The organism is Ruegeria sp. BG3, from assembly GCF_056538485.1.
Map to the genome: position 1 here is coordinate 202,307 of NZ_JBQFTE010000006.1, position 18,255 is coordinate 220,561.

The 18,255-nt window shown below is 59.2% G+C and carries 13 protein-coding genes; 7 read left to right on the top strand and 6 right to left on the bottom strand.

Translation table 11 applies throughout. From position 1 onward, the window contains the following. Positions 1-77: 77 nt before the first annotated feature. Together ACR0AI_RS11415 and ACR0AI_RS11420 are read left to right on the top strand one after the other, a co-directional pair. On the top strand, positions 78-1,883 hold the full coding sequence (locus ACR0AI_RS11415) for an autotransporter assembly complex protein TamA (protein ID WP_480673930.1): 1,806 nt from the start codon (positions 78-80) through the stop codon (positions 1,881-1,883). Continuing rightward, the gene (locus tag ACR0AI_RS11420; protein ID WP_480673928.1) at positions 1,880-5,959 is read left to right on the top strand and encodes a translocation/assembly module TamB domain-containing protein; all 4,080 of its coding nucleotides are present in this window, start codon (positions 1,880-1,882) and stop codon (positions 5,957-5,959) included. The genes ACR0AI_RS11415 and ACR0AI_RS11420 overlap by 4 nt, the downstream gene beginning before the upstream one ends. A 5-nt stretch (positions 5,960-5,964) precedes the next feature. On the opposite strand, the gene ACR0AI_RS11425 is transcribed toward ACR0AI_RS11420, so the two are convergent. From ACR0AI_RS11425 to ACR0AI_RS11445, 5 genes are all read right to left on the bottom strand, one after another. Beyond that, entirely contained in the window at positions 5,965-6,501 is a 537-nt protein-coding gene (locus ACR0AI_RS11425) for a thioesterase family protein (protein WP_480673926.1), read from the bottom strand. After that, the gene (locus ACR0AI_RS11430) at positions 6,498-7,283 is read right to left on the bottom strand and encodes a cyclase family protein (RefSeq protein WP_480673924.1); all 786 of its coding nucleotides are present in this window, start codon (positions 7,281-7,283) and stop codon (positions 6,498-6,500) included. The genes ACR0AI_RS11425 and ACR0AI_RS11430 overlap by 4 nt, the downstream gene beginning before the upstream one ends. Positions 7,284-7,394: 111 nt before the next feature. Then, positions 7,395-10,181, bottom strand: a complete 2,787-nt coding sequence (fdhF, locus tag ACR0AI_RS11435; RefSeq protein WP_480673923.1) for a formate dehydrogenase subunit alpha — start codon at positions 10,179-10,181, stop codon at positions 7,395-7,397. Positions 10,182-10,195: 14 nt separating this feature from the next. Continuing rightward, positions 10,196-11,899 (bottom strand): NAD(P)H-dependent oxidoreductase subunit E, encoded by a 1,704-nt coding sequence (locus ACR0AI_RS11440; protein ID WP_480673921.1) that lies wholly within the window; start codon positions 11,897-11,899, stop codon positions 10,196-10,198. Positions 11,900-11,984: 85 nt separating this feature from the next. After that, complete coding sequence (locus tag ACR0AI_RS11445) at positions 11,985-12,866, bottom strand: LysR family transcriptional regulator (protein ID WP_209254424.1); 882 nt, start codon at positions 12,864-12,866, stop codon at positions 11,985-11,987. A 160-nt stretch (positions 12,867-13,026) separates the two neighbouring features. On the opposite strand from ACR0AI_RS11445, the gene ACR0AI_RS11450 reads away from it, so the two are divergent. Beyond that, the gene (locus tag ACR0AI_RS11450) at positions 13,027-13,383 is read left to right on the top strand and encodes a YybH family protein (protein ID WP_480673919.1); all 357 of its coding nucleotides are present in this window, start codon (positions 13,027-13,029) and stop codon (positions 13,381-13,383) included. A gap of 22 nt (positions 13,384-13,405) precedes the next feature. On the opposite strand, the gene ychF is transcribed toward ACR0AI_RS11450, so the two are convergent. After that, positions 13,406-14,503, bottom strand: a complete 1,098-nt coding sequence (gene ychF / locus ACR0AI_RS11455) for a redox-regulated ATPase YchF (protein ID WP_480673917.1) — start codon at positions 14,501-14,503, stop codon at positions 13,406-13,408. A gap of 199 nt (positions 14,504-14,702) precedes the next feature. Between ychF and ACR0AI_RS11460 the strand changes: the two genes are divergently transcribed. The 4 genes from ACR0AI_RS11460 to ACR0AI_RS11475 all read left to right on the top strand — a co-directional run bounded on the left by ACR0AI_RS11460 (position 14,703) and on the right by ACR0AI_RS11475 (position 18,251). Further along, positions 14,703-15,191, top strand: a complete 489-nt coding sequence (locus ACR0AI_RS11460) for an acyloxyacyl hydrolase (RefSeq protein WP_480673915.1) — start codon at positions 14,703-14,705, stop codon at positions 15,189-15,191. Positions 15,192-15,270: 79 nt separating this feature from the next. Beyond that, a complete protein-coding gene (trpA, locus tag ACR0AI_RS11465) occupies positions 15,271-16,062 on the top strand; it encodes a tryptophan synthase subunit alpha (protein ID WP_480673913.1) in 792 nt (263 codons plus the stop codon). 133 nt (positions 16,063-16,195) lie between these two features. Continuing rightward, positions 16,196-17,362, top strand: coding sequence for an alpha-hydroxy acid oxidase (locus ACR0AI_RS11470; protein WP_480673911.1), 1,167 nt, complete (start codon positions 16,196-16,198; stop codon positions 17,360-17,362). 235 nt (positions 17,363-17,597) lie between these two features. After that, a complete protein-coding gene (locus ACR0AI_RS11475; protein WP_170472082.1) occupies positions 17,598-18,251 on the top strand; it encodes a 50S ribosomal protein L25/general stress protein Ctc in 654 nt (217 codons plus the stop codon). Positions 18,252-18,255: the final 4 nt, after the last annotated feature.

Here is an 18,255-nt window from a genome sequence, read left to right on the forward strand (position 1 = left end):
TCTAACATGAATTTAATCGACCGCGATCCGACAGCGCGGTCGAATAGTATTCGAGTTGAGGCAGTTGGAGCCATTTAATGCAGGGCAGCAGACCGCAACGCCGTCTGACGGGTTGGCTTTTGGCCGCAATGACAGCTTTGGCCCCAACCGGCCTTATGGCCCTTGAAACCAGTCTCGTCGCTCCAGGGGCCTCAAAAGAGTTAAGAGAACGCATCGAGGAAACCTCGTCCGTCACGACCGCTGACTCCCGTGGTCTGGACACACCTCTGGAAATCCTCTCGGCCGCCCTCTCCGATTATCGCACCATTGTTCAGATTCTATACGACGAAGGCTTTTTCAGCCCCGTGGTCAGCATCAAACTCGACGGCAAAGAGGCCGCGGACCTAAGCACCCTGAGCGTTCCCGCGCAAATCAATCGCGCCGTGATAACCGTCGAAACTGGCCCAAGCTTCCGGTTCGGAAAGGCAATCGTACAGCCCGTCGCCCCGGACACCGTCCTGCCGGAAGAGTTCGCGCCGGGCAAACTGGCCACTACAGGGGCAATCCAACAGGCAACCTCGGCCGGGTTGCAGGGGTGGAGAGACGCTGGTCACGCAAAGGCCGAACTTGCGAACCAAACCATCATCGCCCGCCATGCGCAGGCCCAACTGGACGCACAGATTGATCTGGACCCGGGGCGTCGCCTGACTTTCGGCAGAATGTTCATCAAGGGCGACACTGACGTCAAACACCGTTCCATCGAAGATATCGCAGGCTTCCCAAGCGGTGAGGTCTACTCTCCCGCCAAAATCCAGAAAGTCGGGACGCGCCTGCGCAGGACCGGTACCTTCAGCGTTGTCTCGATCACAGAGCGCGAAACCCCCAACCCCGACGGCACACTGGATTTCGATGCCACCTTCGAAGACTTGCCTAAACGCCGCCTGACCTTCGGGGTCGAACTGGCCTCTCGCGATGGGTTGGATGTGACGGCCACATGGACCCACCGTAACGTTTTCCGCCGGGCCGAGCGGCTACGATTTGAGGCCGCCCTGCGCAATATCGGCGGGGCCGAGGATTTGGACGGGCGGATCGGTCTAAGGCTGGACCAACCTGACCGACTAGGACCCGACGACAACACGTTCTGGAACGCTCTGCTGGAACGACGCAACACGGAAAACTACAACGTCACCGTAGCCTCACTGGCCTATGGTGCGCGGCGCACGTTTTCAGACAGGCTCTATGCCGAAGCGTCTGTCGGTTTTCAGTGGTCCGATGCCGATGACGCCTACGGAGATGGGCGAAAATTCCGATACTTCATAATCCCCTTTCGGTCAGAATGGGACGAGCGCGATAGCAAGATCAGTGCAACACGCGGGTTTTACCTGGACGCGCAGGCCACTCCCTTCGCCGGGTTCTCCGGAACCGAAAGTGGCATTCGCCTCTTCGGAGACGGACGGGCCTACACCAGTCTGGGTACTGGCGGAAAACTGGTCTTGGCCGGGCGCGTTCAAATCGGGTCAGTCATCGGCCCGTCAGCGGATGGGGTAACGCCGGACTTCCTGTTCTTCTCGGGCGGTGCGGGAACCGTTCGCGGGCAACCGTTTGAAAGCCTCGGTATTCCGGTAGGTACCGGCATCGCAGGCGGCAAATCGTTTCTGGGCTTTTCCGGCGAGGTACGCGGTAAAATCACCGAAAGCCTGTCGCTGGTCGGGTTCTACGACTACGGTACCGTGGATACATCTTCGTTCATCGGCAGCGATGCCGAAAATCACGCCGGTGCCGGTCTGGGTGTGCGCTATGATCTGGGGGGATTCGGACCACTACGCTTTGATCTGGCCTACCCAGTTCAGGGCGATACCGGCAACGGGCTGCAATTCTATATCGGGATTGGACAGGCATTTTGAAACGCTACCTCGCATATCCGCTGCTGATCGGCACGCTGATCTGTGTGCCCCCAGCCCTGCTCGCCCAAGAGGACGAAGGCGGCAGCATGATCGAGCGGTTCCTGCAGGATACGCTTTCGGGTGATGACCAGAACGTCACCGTCACGGGCCTACAAGGCGCGTTGAGTTCCCGTGCCACCATTGCCGAGATCACGGTGGCCGATGATGAAGGCGTCTGGCTGACCATCAAGGATGCCGAGCTTGACTGGAACCGTCTGGCGCTGATCCGGGGGCGGTTCTCGGTCAACGCGTTGACCGCTCAGGAAATCGACATTGCCCGTGCCCCTGGCACCACAACCACGGAGGCTCCCCCCCCTTCGGCCGAGACCACACCGTTCCAACTGCCCGAACTGCCCGTTGCCATTGAAATCGGAGAGCTTCGGATTAATGAACTGGCCTTGGGCGAGCCCTTGATCGGCGTCGCCGCTGACCTGAACGTCTCCGGCAACCTGTCGCTGGCCGATGGAACCTTGGATACCAGCCTCGACATCACCCGCCTGGACCGCGCCGGAGACGAAATCACCCTCAAAGCCGGCTTCCAGAACGCCAGTAGTCAGATTGATTTGGACCTGAGTGTTGTCGAAGCCTCGGGCGGTCTCATCTCAACCGCGCTGAAAATCCCCGACAGCCCTCCCATTGGTTTGACGGCCAAAGGCTCTGGCCCGGTTACAGACTTCACCGCAGATATCAGTCTGAGCAGTGACAACCAGCCGCGTGTGTCGGGTCAGGTGCGTCTGCGTGCCGCCGAAAGCGGTGCAGCGGATGGGATCGCGTTCACCGCCGATCTGGGCGGTGACCTGACGCCCTTTGTCGCCAGCGATATGGATGTGTTCTTTGGCTCCGACACGCGCCTCTTTGTCGATGGCCAGACCCAGCCGGAAGGCGCGCTGAACATCAATGATCTGGAATTCACGTCTCAGGCACTGAAACTGGAAGGTCAGTTGGAACTGGCCTCGGGCGGCACCTTGCAACTGGCCGCTCTGCAGGGCCGCATCACCCCACCTGAGGGCGACAAAGTGGTCTTACCTGTGTCAGGCGGGGGCACTTCGATCGAGGCAGCTCAAATCTCGGCCCTGTTCGACCAGCAGAACGGCAATCTGTGGGACCTGAGCCTGACGGCCAATGGGCTGACCACAGACCAGATCAGCCTGCGGCGCGCGCAAATTGCGGCGCAGGGGAGCTTGGAACAAGGGGATACCCTCAGCCTCGATGGAGACCTGCAAGCCGCGCTTGACGGTTTAGATCTGGCTGATCCGGCCCTGAACACCGCGATTGGCGACCGGATCACATTGGACGGCGTGTTCGAATACGGCAGCGACGAGACGCTGAACCTTTCCGGGTTTGAGTTGATCGGGGCGGACTACACGCTTGATCTCGACGCGCTGATCAGCGGGCTGACCAGCGGCCTGAACATCGACGGTTCGGCGAAGCTTGACGCCTCCGACCTTTCGCGGTTCTCGGATCTGGCCAAGCTTGACCTCGGCGGAGAGGTCTCGGCCACCGTCGAAGGCAGCGGGTCGCCACTAGAGCGCAGTTTTGACGGGAAAGTCACCGTCAAAGGCAGCGATCTTTCCACGGGTCGAGACGACATCGATCCGGTGATCACGGGCGAGACCACGATCACGCTGGACGCAAAACGCGGCTCGGACGGCGTGACAATCCGAGACTTCACATTGATTGCAGATGCCGCGCGGGCTCAGGCTGCAGGAACCGTGACCACGCCCGATGGGAACCTGTCCATTGACGGGCAAGCTACGGTCAGCGCCCGAGATTTGTCGGTTTTCTCAGGCCTCGCCAAGCGTGATCTGGGCGGTTCGGTACAGGCCAGTCTGGACGGCAAGGGCACAGTCCAAACGCTGGAGTTTGACGGCACGGCCAGTGTGACCGCGCGGGATATTAAGACCGGGATGGATGATCTGGATCCGCTTCTGGCCGGGCAGACCTCAATCGAATTCGACGGAGCCTTGTCGCAAGAGCAGATCGAGATTCGTCAGGCCACGATCAACGGGCGCGCCCTGACGGCTGAAGTCGCTGCGACGATCACCGACCCCACTGGCGATCTGGCCGTCGACGGGCAGGCCAAGGCGAACGTGCCCGACCTATCGCTGTTCTCAGGCCTTGCAGGGCGTGATCTGGCCGGGTCTGTGAAGGCCGATATGCAGGGCAAAGGCGCTATGGGCAGCAAGCTGTTCGATGTGCAGGGCACGGTCGAGGCCAATGACATTCGCACTGGGATCGACCAGTTGGACGCGCTGGTTTCGGGTCACACGACTCTGAACGTGGATGCCGAAAACACTGACGCCGGTATGAACATCCGCACGTTCCGGCTAAACGGGACGGCGCTGACGGCAAATGCCTCGGGCCAGCTTGATCGTGAATCAGGCGGGCTGAACTTTTCGGCGATGCTGGATGACCTCAGCCGCCTTTCCACTACGTTGTCCGGTCCTTTGAAACTGGATGGCAATGTCGCGCCTACTCAGTCGGGGCTCGAAGGCACCGCGCGCCTGCAAGGGCCTGACAGCTCGTATGTAAACGTTGTCGGAACGGTTGAGACGGATGGCTCGGCAGATCTGGACTACGACGCCAAGTTCAACCGGATCGAACGCTTTGTACCGGACTTCCCCGGCACAGTGACGGCCGAAGGCACTGCGAAACGCGACAATGGAGTCTGGACGATCTCCTCAAACGCGACAGGCCCCGCGGATCTCAGCACCGAGCTGTCCGGAACGTTCGATGAGGGTACGGGTCTGGCAGATGTAACTGCCCAAGGTGGGATCAATCTGGGTATCGCCAATGCATTCATCACGCCTAACAAGATTGAAGGCTCAGCCCGATACAACCTGGCGCTCAAGGGTCAACCCGGGCTGGAGGCTCTGTCGGGGACGATCACAACCTCGGGCACGTCCTTTGCGATACCGACTGCAGGGCAAACGATCACTGGGATTGGCGGGTCGGTCGATCTGGCCCAAGGCCGCGCCACGATATCGATGAACGGGGCTATGCGCGCGGGTGGGGGGTTCACCGTCAGCGGACCCGTCGACCTGACCCCGCCGTTTAACGCGCAGATCACAACGACGTTGAACAACCTCGTGCTGACCGACCAGCTGCTCTACGAGACCACGCTGAACGGTCAGATCGTGCTGGCGGGCGCTCTGACAGGCAATAGCAACCTGGCGGGGCAGATCACATTTGGTGAAACTAACATCAACCTCGCCGCTGCATCGGGCGCCGTCGGCGCAGCTCCGATCCCCGAAATACAGCATATCAACGAAAGCCGCCTGGGCTATGTCACCCGCGAACGGGCGCAACTGATCCCCAAGGAAGAGCAAAGCAAAAGCAACTCGCGCATTGCGCTGGATATCAGTCTGCTGGCCCCAAAAGCCGTCTTTGTAAGAGGGCGCGGCGTGAACGCGGAACTGGGTGGGAACATCTCAATCGGTGGCACCACAACATCGGTTGTCCCTTCGGGCCAGATCGAACTGCTGCGCGGTAATCTGGACATTCTGGGGCGCAGGCTAACCCTGACCAAAGGGATCGTCACGCTGCAAGGGGACCTGACGCCCTATATCGAGTTCGAATCTTCGAGCAGCACTTCTGACGGAACCGCCACGATCGAGATCGCCGGGCCTCTGGATTCGCCCGAAGTCAATGTTTTCTCAGACCCCGAACGCCCGACCGAAGAGGCGCTGGCCATGCTGTTGTTTGGCAATCGGTTCTCGGAACTCTCACCTTTTGTCATCGCACAGATGGCGGCTTCTCTGGCACAACTTAGCGGGGCCGGCGGCGATGCGACCAAGGGCCTGCGGGACTCGACCGGTGTTGACACGGTGGATATCGGTGCGACCGAAGGCGGCGCGGGCCGCTTTGGCGCAGGAGCATATCTTGGGGACAATCTGTACACGGATTTCACCGTCAACACAGACGGCGATACCGAGGTAAACCTGAATCTGGACGTCACGGACAGCTTCACTGTCCGAGGCACTGTTGACGGGCGGGGAGAAACCGGGATCGGGCTGTTTTTCGAGCGCGACTACTAACCAGACTACTTTCGGCGAATACCAATCGGCTGGCCGATTTGTGGTGCCGCGGGAAGCGCCTTGTGATCGGAGACCATCCGCGCCAGCCGCCTGACCGCCCAATCCGGATAAGGCGCAGACCGCCCCGTTTTGTGGCTGACATTTATGAACAGCACCTCCTGCGTGGCACACACCGTTTCATCCGGCATAGAGACCATCTGCCCGAAATAGTGCCCTCGTTTCTGATCTGCATCCAGCAGCCGAAACCGAAAGTGGATCGTCATGTCCGGGGTGACCTCACGCAGGAACTGCATATGCGACTGCAGCACATAAGGCCCCTGCCCCATCGCGGCGACCTGCGGCTCACCTAGACCCAGATGATCGACCAGCAGACGTTCAAAAGCCATGTCGAACGCCACGCCATAATAGCCGACGTTCATATGCCCGTTGTAGTCGATCCAGTCCGGCTGCAAGGCAAAGCCGTGAATTTCGATCGGCGCATCATACGGGCCATCATGGCCGCCAAAGGGTTGTGTATCTTGCGACATGTTGGTGATTTTCACTCCTCGGGGTCCTCAAAGATCGCGACGGCGCGGATGAACCCGGCTGACGCGCCTTTGATCTTGAAGGGAAAACAAGAAATCTCAAACCCCATCGCGGGCAGAGTTTCGAGGTTGGTTAGCTTCTCCATGTGGCAATAACCGATCTCCATCGAGGCGCGGTGCCCCTCCCAGATGATCGAGGCATCCTTGGTTTCAGCGTATTCCTGAGCGGTCAACGGGAAGGGCGCGTCCCAACTCCAGGCATCCGTGCCTGTGACGCGCACGCCGCGTTCTGTCAGATAAAGGGTTGCTTCGCGCCCCATGCCGCAGCCCTTCATCAGATAGTCGGGCTGACCATATTGCGTCCCGGCAGAAGTGTTGACGACTACGATATCCAACGGTTTCAGCGTATGGCCGACCCGTTTCAGTTCAGCTTCGACATCCGCTGCTGTGACCACATAGCCATCCTCGAAATCGCGAAAATCCAGTTTAACGCCGGGATTCATACACCACTCCAGCGGCACCTCATCGATGGTGATCGCCCGCTCACCTTTGCCCATTGTGGAATGATGATGATAGGGCGCGTCCAGATGGGTCCCGTTATGGGTCGCGATTTGTAACCGTTCGATAGCCCAACCCTCTCCGCCAGGTAGGTCATCCTTTTGCAGGCCGGGAAAGAACGACATGACCTGCTCGGCCGTTTGATCATGGGTCATGTACTCGATCTCAGGCAGCATGATCGGCGGGTCTGACACGATCCCGGTTTCCAGCGGAACGGACAAATCGACGAAACGGCGGGGCATCGGCAACTCCATCATGAATGACGGTGACAGGGTTGGCCGCGTGTAAGCCGCTGTCAAGACGCGAAAAAGGCGACCCAATGGGCCGCCTTTTCCGAGTGTCTGGGGTGTGGTTTACTCTGCCGCGATGGCGTCTTCGATCTTTTCGACGCGAATGGCCGAGAACTTGAACTCGGGGATCTTGCCATAGGGGTCGATGGCCGAGTTGGTCAGGATGTTCGCCGCTGCCTCGACATAGGCAAACGGGATGAACACCATATCCTCGGCAATCGCACGGTCAGCACGAACCATGATCTCGATCGAGCCACGCCGCGTGGTCAGGCGGATCATCTCGCCCGGCTGGATCCCCATCAGTTTCAGCGTCCGCGGGTTCATCGAGCAGTTCGCCTCAGGCTCAACCGCGTCCAACACCTTGGCGCGACGAGTCATCGACCCGGTGTGCCAATGCTCCAACTGACGACCGGTGGTGGCGATCATCGGGTATTCTTCATCCGGGGCCTCATCCGGCGGGATGACGCTGGCCGGAGTAAACCGGGCCTTGCCGTCCGCACGTGGGAAGCCGTCACCGAACACGATCGCCTGACCCGGGTCTGTCTCGGACAGGGACGGATAGGTGATGGTCTCGGTCTCCAGACGCTCCCACGTGATGTTGTTGAGCGAGTTCATCGTCAACTTCATCTCGTTGAACACTTGCGACACATCGGTGTAGTCCCAGTTCAGCCCGATGCGCTGCCCAAGCTCGACGGTGATCTTCCAATCCTCACGCGCCTCACCCGGAGGGGTCACGGCCGGACGCACACGCTGCACCTGACGGTTGGTGTTCGACACGGTGCCGTTCTTCTCATACAGCGCCGAGGCAGGCAGGATGATATCGGCATAGTTTGCCGTTTCCGTCAGGAAGATATCCTGCACGATCATCAGCTCCAACTTGGCCAGAGCGTCGCGGGCGTGGCCAACATCGGGGTCGGACATGGCCGGGTTTTCACCCTGGATATACATCCCCTTGATGTTGCCCGCATAAGCTTGGTCAATGATTTCGGTGACCGTCAGGCCCTTCTCGTTCGAGAAGTCACGTTCGTCGTTCCAGACACTGTTGAACTTGGCGCGGATGTCATCATCCATGACCGACTGGTAATCCGGCAGGAACATCGGGATCAGACCGGCGTCCGAGGCCCCCTGTACGTTGTTCTGACCCCGCAGCGGGTGCAGACCAGCGCCGGGTTTGCCGACATTGCCGGTCATCAGCGCAAGGCTGATCAGGCAACGAGAGTTGTCGGTCCCGTGAATGTGCTGGCTGACGCCCATACCCCAGAAAATCAGACCGGCCTTGGCCTGCGCAAAGGTGCGCGCGACGCGGCGCAGCTGCTCGGGCTCGATGCCGCAAATCGGCGACATCGCCTCGGGCGTGAAGGCACGCAGATGCTCTTTCTCGGCTTCCCAATTCTCGGTCCAGCGGTGGATATACTGGCTGTCATAGAGCTCTTCCTCGACGATCACGTTCATGATCGCGTTGAGCATCGAGACATCCGCCCCCGGACGGAACTGCAGCATTTCGTCGGCGAATTTGCGCATGCCGACGCCGCGCGGGTCCATCACGATCAGCTTGCCGCCACGTTTGGCGAACTGCTTGAAGTAAGTCGCCGCGACGGGGTGGTTCTCGATCGGATTCGAGCCGATGATGATCGCCACATCTGCGTTTTCGATCTCGTTGAAGGTCGCCGTCACCGCGCCCGAGCCCACGTTCTCGATCAGGGCCGCAACTGACGAGGCGTGGCACAGACGGGTGCAATGATCGACGTTGTTGTGGCGGAAGCCCTGACGGATGAACTTCTGGAACAGATAGGCTTCTTCATTGGTGCATTTGGCCGAACCAAAGCCCGCAACGCTGCGCGGGTCTTCTTCGCGCAGTTCCATCAGCTTGGTGGCGGCCAGATCCATCGCCTCTTCCCAGGTCGCTTCGCGGAAATGGGTGTCCAGATTGCCCGGATCAACGTTCAGACCCTTGGCCGGTGCGTCCTCACGACGGATCAGCGGCTTGGTCAGGCGGTGCGGGTGGTGGATATAGTCGAAGCCAAAGCGGCCTTTGACACACAAACGGCCTTCGTTTGCGGGACCGTTGATGCCCTCGACATATTTGACCTTGCCGTCCTTGACCTTCAGCGAGACCTTGCAGCCCACACCGCAGAACGGGCAGACGCTTTCGGTTTCAGAGTCGTAATCCTTGCTGTCACCCTTCTGCTGGTCGTCCAGCACGGTGGCGGGCATCAGCGCGCCGGTGGGGCAAGCCTGAACGCACTCACCACAGGCCACACAGGTTGAATCGCCCATCGGGTCGTTCTGGTCGAACACCACCTGCGCTGTATGACCACGACCGGCCATGCCAATCACGTCATTCACCTGAACTTCACGGCAGGCACGGACGCAGAGGTTACAGTTGATGCAGGCGTCCAAATTGACGCGCATCGCAACGTGGCTGTCATCCAGCAGCGGGATCTTTTCAGCCTCTTTCGCCGGGAAACGGCTTTCGCTGACATCGTTCAGCTTGGCCATGTCCCAGAAATGGCTGGAGGTGTCATGGGCCTCTTCCGGCTGATCGGCGACCAGCAGTTCCATGACCATGGCGCGCGATTTCTCGGCGCGGTCGCTGTCGGTCTTCACCACCATACCGTCCGCCGCAGGGCGGATGCACGATGCGACCAGCGTGCGCTCGCCTTCAACCTCAACCATACAGGCGCGGCAGTTGCCGTCCGGGCGATAACCCGGCTGCGGCTTGTGGCACAGATGCGGGATGGTGAACCCCTGGCCCTTGGCGGCTTCCCAGATGGTCCAGCCCTCGGGCACGGTGACATCTTCGCCGTTCAGGTTGAAGGTGACGGTCTTGGTTGGGCTTGCGTCTAGCATGGCTCTGTCTCCCCTCAGATTTCGTCGGCGAAGTGTTTCATGACAAGGCGGATCGGGTTCGGAGCAGCCTGCCCCAGACCACAGATCGAGGCATCGCCCATAACCTGGCACAGATCTTCCAGTAGGTCCCGATCCCACTTGTCAGCTTGCATCAGTTTCACGGCCTTTTCGCAGCCAGCACGACATGGCGTACACTGACCGCAGCTTTCGTCTTCGAAGAAGCGCAGCATGTTCAGCGCAGCATCGCGGGCAGTGTCCTGTTCGGACAGAACCACCACGGCGGCCGAGCCGATAAAGGTGCCATGCGGTTGCAGTGTGTCGAAATCCAGCGGGATATCATCCATCGACGCAGGCAGCAGACCCGAGGACGGACCGCCCGGCTGGTACGCCTTGAAGGTCTGACCTTCGGTCATGCCACCGGCAGCTTCAATCACATCCAAAATGGTCGAGCCAGCGGGCAGGAGGTATACACCCGGCTTCGCCACACGACCCGAGATCGAGTAGCTGCGCAGGCCCTTGCGGCCATTCTTTTCAACCGAACTCAGGATCTGCGGCCCTTCGCGGCAGATTTTCGAGACCCAATACAGCGTCTCAACGTTGTGAACCAAAGTCGGGCGGTTGAACACGCCAACCTGCGCCACGAACGGAGGGCGATGGCGCGGCAGGCCCTTCTTGCCTTCGATCGACTCGATCATCGCGGATTCTTCACCGCAGATGTAAGCACCAGCACCCCGGCGCAGGTCGATGTAGCCTTCTTCGACAATCCCTGCCTGCTCCAACGCCGCAATCTCACGACGCAGGATTTCAAGCACGGCCGGGTATTCGTCGCGCATGTAGATGAAGCAGGTCTCCGCCTCGACTGCCCAAGCGGCGATCAGCATGCCTTCCAGGAAGACATGCGGCGTGCGCTCCAAATAGAAACGGTCTTTGAACGTGCCAGGCTCGCCCTCATCGCCGTTGACAGCCAGATAGCGCGGGCCTTCATTCATGCGAACAAAGCCCCATTTCTTGCCCGACGGGAAGCCAGCGCCGCCCAGACCGCGCAGGCCCGAGGACAGAATGTCTTCCTGCACCTTCTCCCAATCGCCGCCCTCGCGCAGCTCTTTCAGCTTGGCGTAACCGCCATTGGCTTCATAGGCGGCGAAGGTTTCGTAGTCAGGCAGATGCGCATGGGTGTCATCGGCAGCAATTGCAGCCTGCACCTTTTCAGGGGTCGCATGGTCGATGTGGTTGTGACCGATCTCAAGCACCGGGGCGGTGTCACAGCGGCCCATGCAAGGGGCGCGGACCACACGAACCTCGGCGGGGTCCAGCCCATCTTCCAGCGCTTTTTGCAATTGCTGCGCACCGGCCAACTCGCAGGACAGGGAATCACAAACGCGGATAGTCAACGCCGGAGGAGGCGTCTCGCCCTCTTTCACCACATCGAAATGGGCATAGAAGGTCGCGGTTTCATAGATCTCGGCCTGACCAATGCGCATTTCAACCGCCAAGGCGGCGATGTGGTCGGCGCTGATATGGCCGTGTTCGTCCTGAAGCAAATGCAGAAATTCGATCAGCAGATCGCGGCGGCGCGGGCGATCCCCCAACAGGCGCGCTATCTCCGCCTGTGCCTCATCTGTATACTGACGGCCTTTGGGCGTGTGCCGCCCTTTGCCTTTACCTGACTTCCAAACGCCCTTGGGTGCGCCTGATGGCTTGGTATCTAATGGTGCCATGATGCCCTCCGATTAAGGCTCCGTGTCTCATCAGAGGAGGATATCGTCAAATAGTCTTATGCAATCGCACGATAACGACACCTTATCACCGCAAAGACGTCACAACCGCCCTCAGGGCCTCGACCGTTGGCAATTCCGGATCTCGGGTCAGGGTCGCCAGGCAAATCGGTTTGCTGACCACAGGGTCAACCAAGGGCAGCACTTTGGTCCCCTTCAGATCGCCCAGAGATCGCAGCAGAACACGCGGAACCACAGTGGCCGCCAACCCTTCACGCGCCATCACCATCGATGCGGTAAAGCCACTAGTTTCGGCCACCACATCCGGGTGCAGCCCCTGATCCAGAAAGATCCGATCCAGAATACGCCGGTTTTGCATCTGCGGCACCAGCAGGCTGAGGGGGAAATCAGCGACCTTGGCCCAAGGGATCGGACCGGTATCCTCGACCATATGCGCAGGGGCGAGGAGGACATAGGTTTCTTCGTAAAGAGGCTGCACCTGCCGCAGATCGGTGCCGATACTGTCGCCGTAAGTCACGCCCGCATCCAGGCTGCCTTCGTCCAACCGATGCTGAATGGCCGAGGCCGACATGGTCTCGATCCGGGTCACAATCCGCGGATGCGCCTTACGCAAATGTTTCGTCAGTCGTCCGGTAAAGGCGATGGCGGTCGGTATCACACCCAGCATCAACGTGCCGGTGATCTCGCCCTTTGCGGCCTGCACCTGCTGCTCCAACGCCTTGGCATCATCCAGAATGCGTCGCGCCCGCAGGACGATCATCTCACCCTCTTCAGTCAGGCCCTGAAACCGATTGGCGCGTCGGACAATCGAAACGCCCAACCGGTCCTCAAGATTGCGGATGCGCATCGAGAAGGCGGGCTGGGAAATCCCGCATTCCTCAGCCGCTTTGGCAAAATGCCGATGCCGCGCGAGGGCACTGAGGAGTTGGAGGTCTCGGATTTCGATCATGCGCTGGTCGTCCACTTTGAGGCTCAAGGTCGCTCACGCCGTTGTAGCCTAAAGAAAGAGCGCCGTCTGCTCGTCCGTCGATAGAGACGGAATTGCGTTGTTGTCGCGCAGGTTCACCGAGACTTATATTGAAAAGGATTGCAAATTGGCGAGGTTCAAAATGGAAGCCAAAGACCTTTTTCAGCAGGTGTTTGACGGGTACGTTCAAAGTTATCGGTCCAAGGATGCAGCAGGATGTGCGTCATACTTCACGGACAATGCGGAACTCTATTCGCCTTATAGCCCGGCAGCCATTGGTCGGCCAGCAATCGAGACGACGCACGAGGAGTGGGTTGAAGAAGAAGGCGAGGACAAAGCAATCGAGGTCCTGCACGCGGATGCTGAAGGCCGCTTTGGCTGGTGTCTAGCTCGCTTTAGTGAAGGAAGTGCCGCCAGCGGCACATCCCTAAACGTTTTGTATCAACAGGCAGATGGTAAGTGGTTGATCGCCCAGTGCAGCTTGAACGAAGCGCTTTGAAAACCTACCGTGACCTACTGACTTACGTGTTGAAAAGGAAGTGCATCACATCGCCATCTTTGACGATGTATCCCTTGCCCTCAGCCCGCATCTTGCCTGCCTCTTTCGCACCCTGCTCGCCATTGGCAGCGATGTAGTCGTCATAGGCGATGGTCTCGGCGCGGATGAAGCCTTTTTCGAAATCGCCATGGATGACACCTGCGGCCTGGGGCGCTGCTGTGCCGGTGCGGATAGTCCAAGCGCGGGCCTCTTTCGGGCCGACGGTGAAATAGGTTTCCAGCTTGAGCAGATCGTAACCGGCGCGGATCAGACGATCGAGGCCAGGTTCCTCCAGACCCATCTCACTTAGGAACATCTCAGCCTCGTCCTCTTCCAACAGGCTTATCTCTTCTTCGATCTTAGCGCTGATGATGACGTGCGCGTTCCCCTGCGAGGCAGCCATTTGGGCGACCTTGGCGGAGTACTCGTTGCCCTCAGCCGCTTCCTCCTCGGACACGTTGCAGACGTAAAGCACAGGCTTTGTCGTCAGGAGCTGCAGCATCTTCCAGGCCTTGGCGTCTTCGTCCGAGACCTCAACCAGACGCGCGGGCTTGCCGTTTTCCAGCATCTCCTGCGCCTCAGCCAGCAGACGGTCCTGCTGCTGCGCCTCTTTGTCATTGCCTTTCAGCTTGCGCACCAGATTGGCGCGGCGCTTTTCGATGCTTTCCAGATCGGCCAGCATCAGCTCGGTCTCGATCGTGTCGGCATCGGCCACCGGGTCAACTCGGCCGTCTACGTGGGTCACGTCACCGTCTTCGAAACAGCGCAGCACATGGGCGATAGCGTCGGTCTCACGGATATTGGCCAGAAACTGGTTGCCCAGCCCCTCACCTTTCGAGGCCCCCTTCACCAGACCGGCGATATCCACAAAGGTCATCCGCGTCGGGATGATCTGCTTCGACGCCGCAATCGCCGCCAGCTTGTCCAACCGGTCATCAGGCACAGCCACGTCGCCCACATTGGGTTCGATGGTGCAGAACGGGAAATTCGCGGCCTGGGCGGCTGCGGTTTTGGTCAGCGCGTTGAAGAGGGTCGACTTGCCCACATTCGGCAAACCCACGATTCCCATTTTAAAGCCCATGACGGTCTCCTGATGCTTTTCGCGGCTGCTTCTAGGCGGGTCGGGGTGAATGCGCAAGCCAATGTGGGTGATGGGCACCCTTCACCCTCACGCTGCTCTCACGGTTTTGTTCCACTGTTGTGTTCTTGGGCGCATTGAAAAGAGACATCGGGAATAAGCACGTCAAAAGGAACATCGAAGACTAAACGGAAATGTTCCTATGAAGAAAATCCTCGCTTTATCGGCTGTTCTGGCCTTAAGCGCCGGCATGGCGCATGCCCAGTCCATTATTCTAGGGGCTGGTTTCGCAGATTTCTCGGACAGCGACTCGGATGATCATGCGCTTATTGCGTTGGAGTATCAGCACCGCCCTTTTCATCAGGCCACTCGGTTCAGCGTTGGGTGGGGGGCAGCACTGTCGATCGACGAAGCGGGCGATACCCATATCGGCGCGGGTCTGGTTGGTCTCTATTCTCTGAACGACCGCTGGTTTCTGGAAGGCAGCGTTATGCCAGGCTACTTTTCCGAAGCCGACGAGCTGAACGATCTGGGTGGCAGCTTTCAGATCCGCAGTCTTCTTGGGGTGGGTTACACACTGGACAATGGCAACAAGGTGTCGCTGGCGATCACCCACAAATCCAACGCCAGCACGCAAGAGGATAATCCGGGCGTCAACGCCCTGCTTTTCCGCTATCACTTCGCGTTCTGAGGCTTTGCAGCTCAGGCGGGATTGATTTTCGGCAAAACTTTCTGCACATCAGATCCGAACCTGACTGCAAGGACATGCCATGACCCGTATCGACGCCAAGTTTGCCGCTCTGAAAGCCGAGGGGAAAAAGGCCTTTGTCGCCTATGTGATGGCAGGCGACCCGGACTATGAGACCTCGCTTGAGGTTGTCAAAGGATTGCCGAGTGCGGGCGTGGATGTGATCGAGCTTGGCCTGCCCTTCACCGACCCGATGGCAGATGGGCCGACAATCCAGCTTGCAGGTCAGCGCGCCTTGGATGGCGGTATGACCCTGCAGCGCACGCTGGATCTGGCGCGCACATTCCGGGAAACCGATGACACGACCCCGATTGTTCTGATGGGCTACTACAATCCGATCTACAACCGTGGCGTCGATGCGTTTCTGGAAGAGGCCAAAGCTGCGGGCATCGACGGCTTAATCGTCGTCGACCTGCCGCCCGAAGAAGACGAGGAGCTTTGCCTGCCCGCCCAAGCCGCGGGTCTGAACTTCATCCGCCTCGCGACGCCAACCACCGACGACAAACGCCTGCCCCGCGTGCTACAGAATACCTCGGGCTTTGTTTATTACGTCTCGATCACCGGAATCACCGGAGCGGCTGAGGCGCAGGCCACCAATGTCGGCCCCGAGGTCGCCCGGATCAAATCCGCCACAGACCTGCCGGTCATCGTTGGCTTTGGCATTAACACGCCCGAGAAATCGCAAGCCATCGCCTCTGTCGCGGATGGGGCTGTTGTTGGCTCGGCCATCGTCAGCCAAATCGGCGCGGGCAAGCCAGTGGCCGAGGTTCTGGATTTCGTGAAGTCCCTCGCGGATGGTGCCCATTCCGCATAAACCCTGACGATCAGGTTGCTTTTTAGGCGCGGCTGACATGGGACAGCCGCGTTTTTTGATCTCGCGATGCCGTTGCGAAACTGCCCTCTGGCCGGTTACACAGTTCGGGACAATACAAGGAAGGTTCCCAAACATGCCCGTGATTACGACGATTGAAGACCTGCGCCGGATCTACGAACGCCGTGTGCCGCGCATGTTCTACGACTACGCGGAAAGTGGCAGTTGGACCGAGCAGACATTTCGCGAAAACAGCTCGGATTTCGAAAAAATCCGCCTGCGCCAAAGGGTAGCCGTGGATATGGCGGGCCGGTCGACCGCGTCGCAGATGATTGGAGAGGACGTGGCGCTTCCCGTTGCGCTTGCCCCTGTCGGCTTGACCGGAATGCAACACGCCGACGGGGAAATGAAGGCAGCCAAAGCAGCCGAGGAATTCGGCGTTCCTTTCACTCTTTCCACAATGTCGATCAACTCAATCGAAGATGTGGCGGAATACACAAACAAACCGTTTTGGTTTCAACTCTACACGATGAAGGACGAAGACTATGTCAGCCGCCTGATCCAGCGGGCCAAGGATGCCAAGTGCTCCGCACTAGTGATTACGCTGGATCTGCAGATTCTGGGGCAACGCCACAAAGACCTGAAGAACGGCCTTTCCGCCCCACCGAAACTCACACCCAAAACCATCGCCAACCTGATGACCAAATGGTCATGGGGAATCGAAATGCTGCAAGCCAAACGGCGTGAGTTCGGCAACATCGTCGGTCATGTCGAAGGTATCTCTGACGCCTCTTCACTGGGCGCGTGGACGGCTGAGCAATTCGACCCCAGCCTCGACTGGGCAAAGGTTGAAAAGCTGATGGAGCAATGGGGCGGCAAAGTGATTCTGAAAGGCATACTCGACGCCGAAGATGCCAGGATGGCCGCCAAACTCGGAGCTGACGCCATCATTGTGTCGAATCACGGAGGCCGCCAATTGGACGGTGCGCTGAGTTCAATTCGCATGCTGCCCGAGATCATGGACGCTGTCGGCGGCGATGTCGAAGTGCACCTGGACAGCGGCATCCGTTCAGGTCAGGACGTCCTCAAGGCTTTGGCGCTGGGGGCAAAGGGCACCTATATCGGCCGCGCTTTCGTCTATGGGCTGGGCGCGATGGGTCAATCCGGCGTGACGACCGCCCTGGACGTCATTCAGAAGGAGCTTGATACTACAATGGCCCTGTGCGGCGAGCGCAATGTTGCAGAACTGGGCCGCCACAACCTGCTTGTGCCCGAAGATTTCGGCGGGCGCTGGCAAAGCTGAACCGTCCTAGGGGGCGCTGCCCCCGCCGCCCTGAAGCGGCGACCACCCCAAGGTATTTTTTGAACAGAAGAAGCAACGGACGCTTCGCATCTTCTTCTGTTTGAAAATACCTCGGAGCGCGAGGCAGAGCCTCGCAAATTACCGCTTTTCAAACCGTAAGAAACAAGCTAAGGACGCGGCTTCACGCGGGCATACAGCCTTGGAGGATGCCCGCCCTAACATTGGAGAATATATCATGGCTGGAGAGATTCCTGATCTCGTAGCTCTGGAACGGACGGGGACAGGCAAGGGCGCCGCTCGTCAGACCCGCCGCGAAGGCATGGTTCCGGGCGTTGTATTTGGTGGCGACAAAGATCCGCTGGCAATCAAGATCCCGTTCAACGAATTATTCAAGCGCCTGAAAGCTGGCCGGTTCAAGTCGACCCTGTGGAACCTGAAGGTTGAAGGCCACGAAGACGTCCGCGTTATCTGCCGCGACGTTCAGCGTGATGTCGTCAAAGACCTGCCGACCCACCTGGACCTGATGCGCCTGCGTCGGACCACCAAGATCGCGCTGTTCATCCCGGTTGAGTTCGTCAACGAAGAAGCGGCCCCCGGCATCAAGAAGGGCGGCGTTCTGACCGTTGTCCGTCCGGAAGTCGAACTGATGTGCACCGCTGGCGATATTCCTGAGAAGATCACCGTTGATCTGACAGGCATGGAGATCAACGACGTTGTCACCATCTCGTCGGTTGACCTGCCCGCAGGCACCAAGCCGACCATCGACCGCGACTTCGTGATCGCCAACGTTTCGGCACCGACCGGTCTGTCGACCAGCGACGACGAAGAAGGCGAAGAAGTGGCCGCGGACGAAGTAGAAGTCGTCGGCCAGGAAGAAGCTGAAGAATAAATCC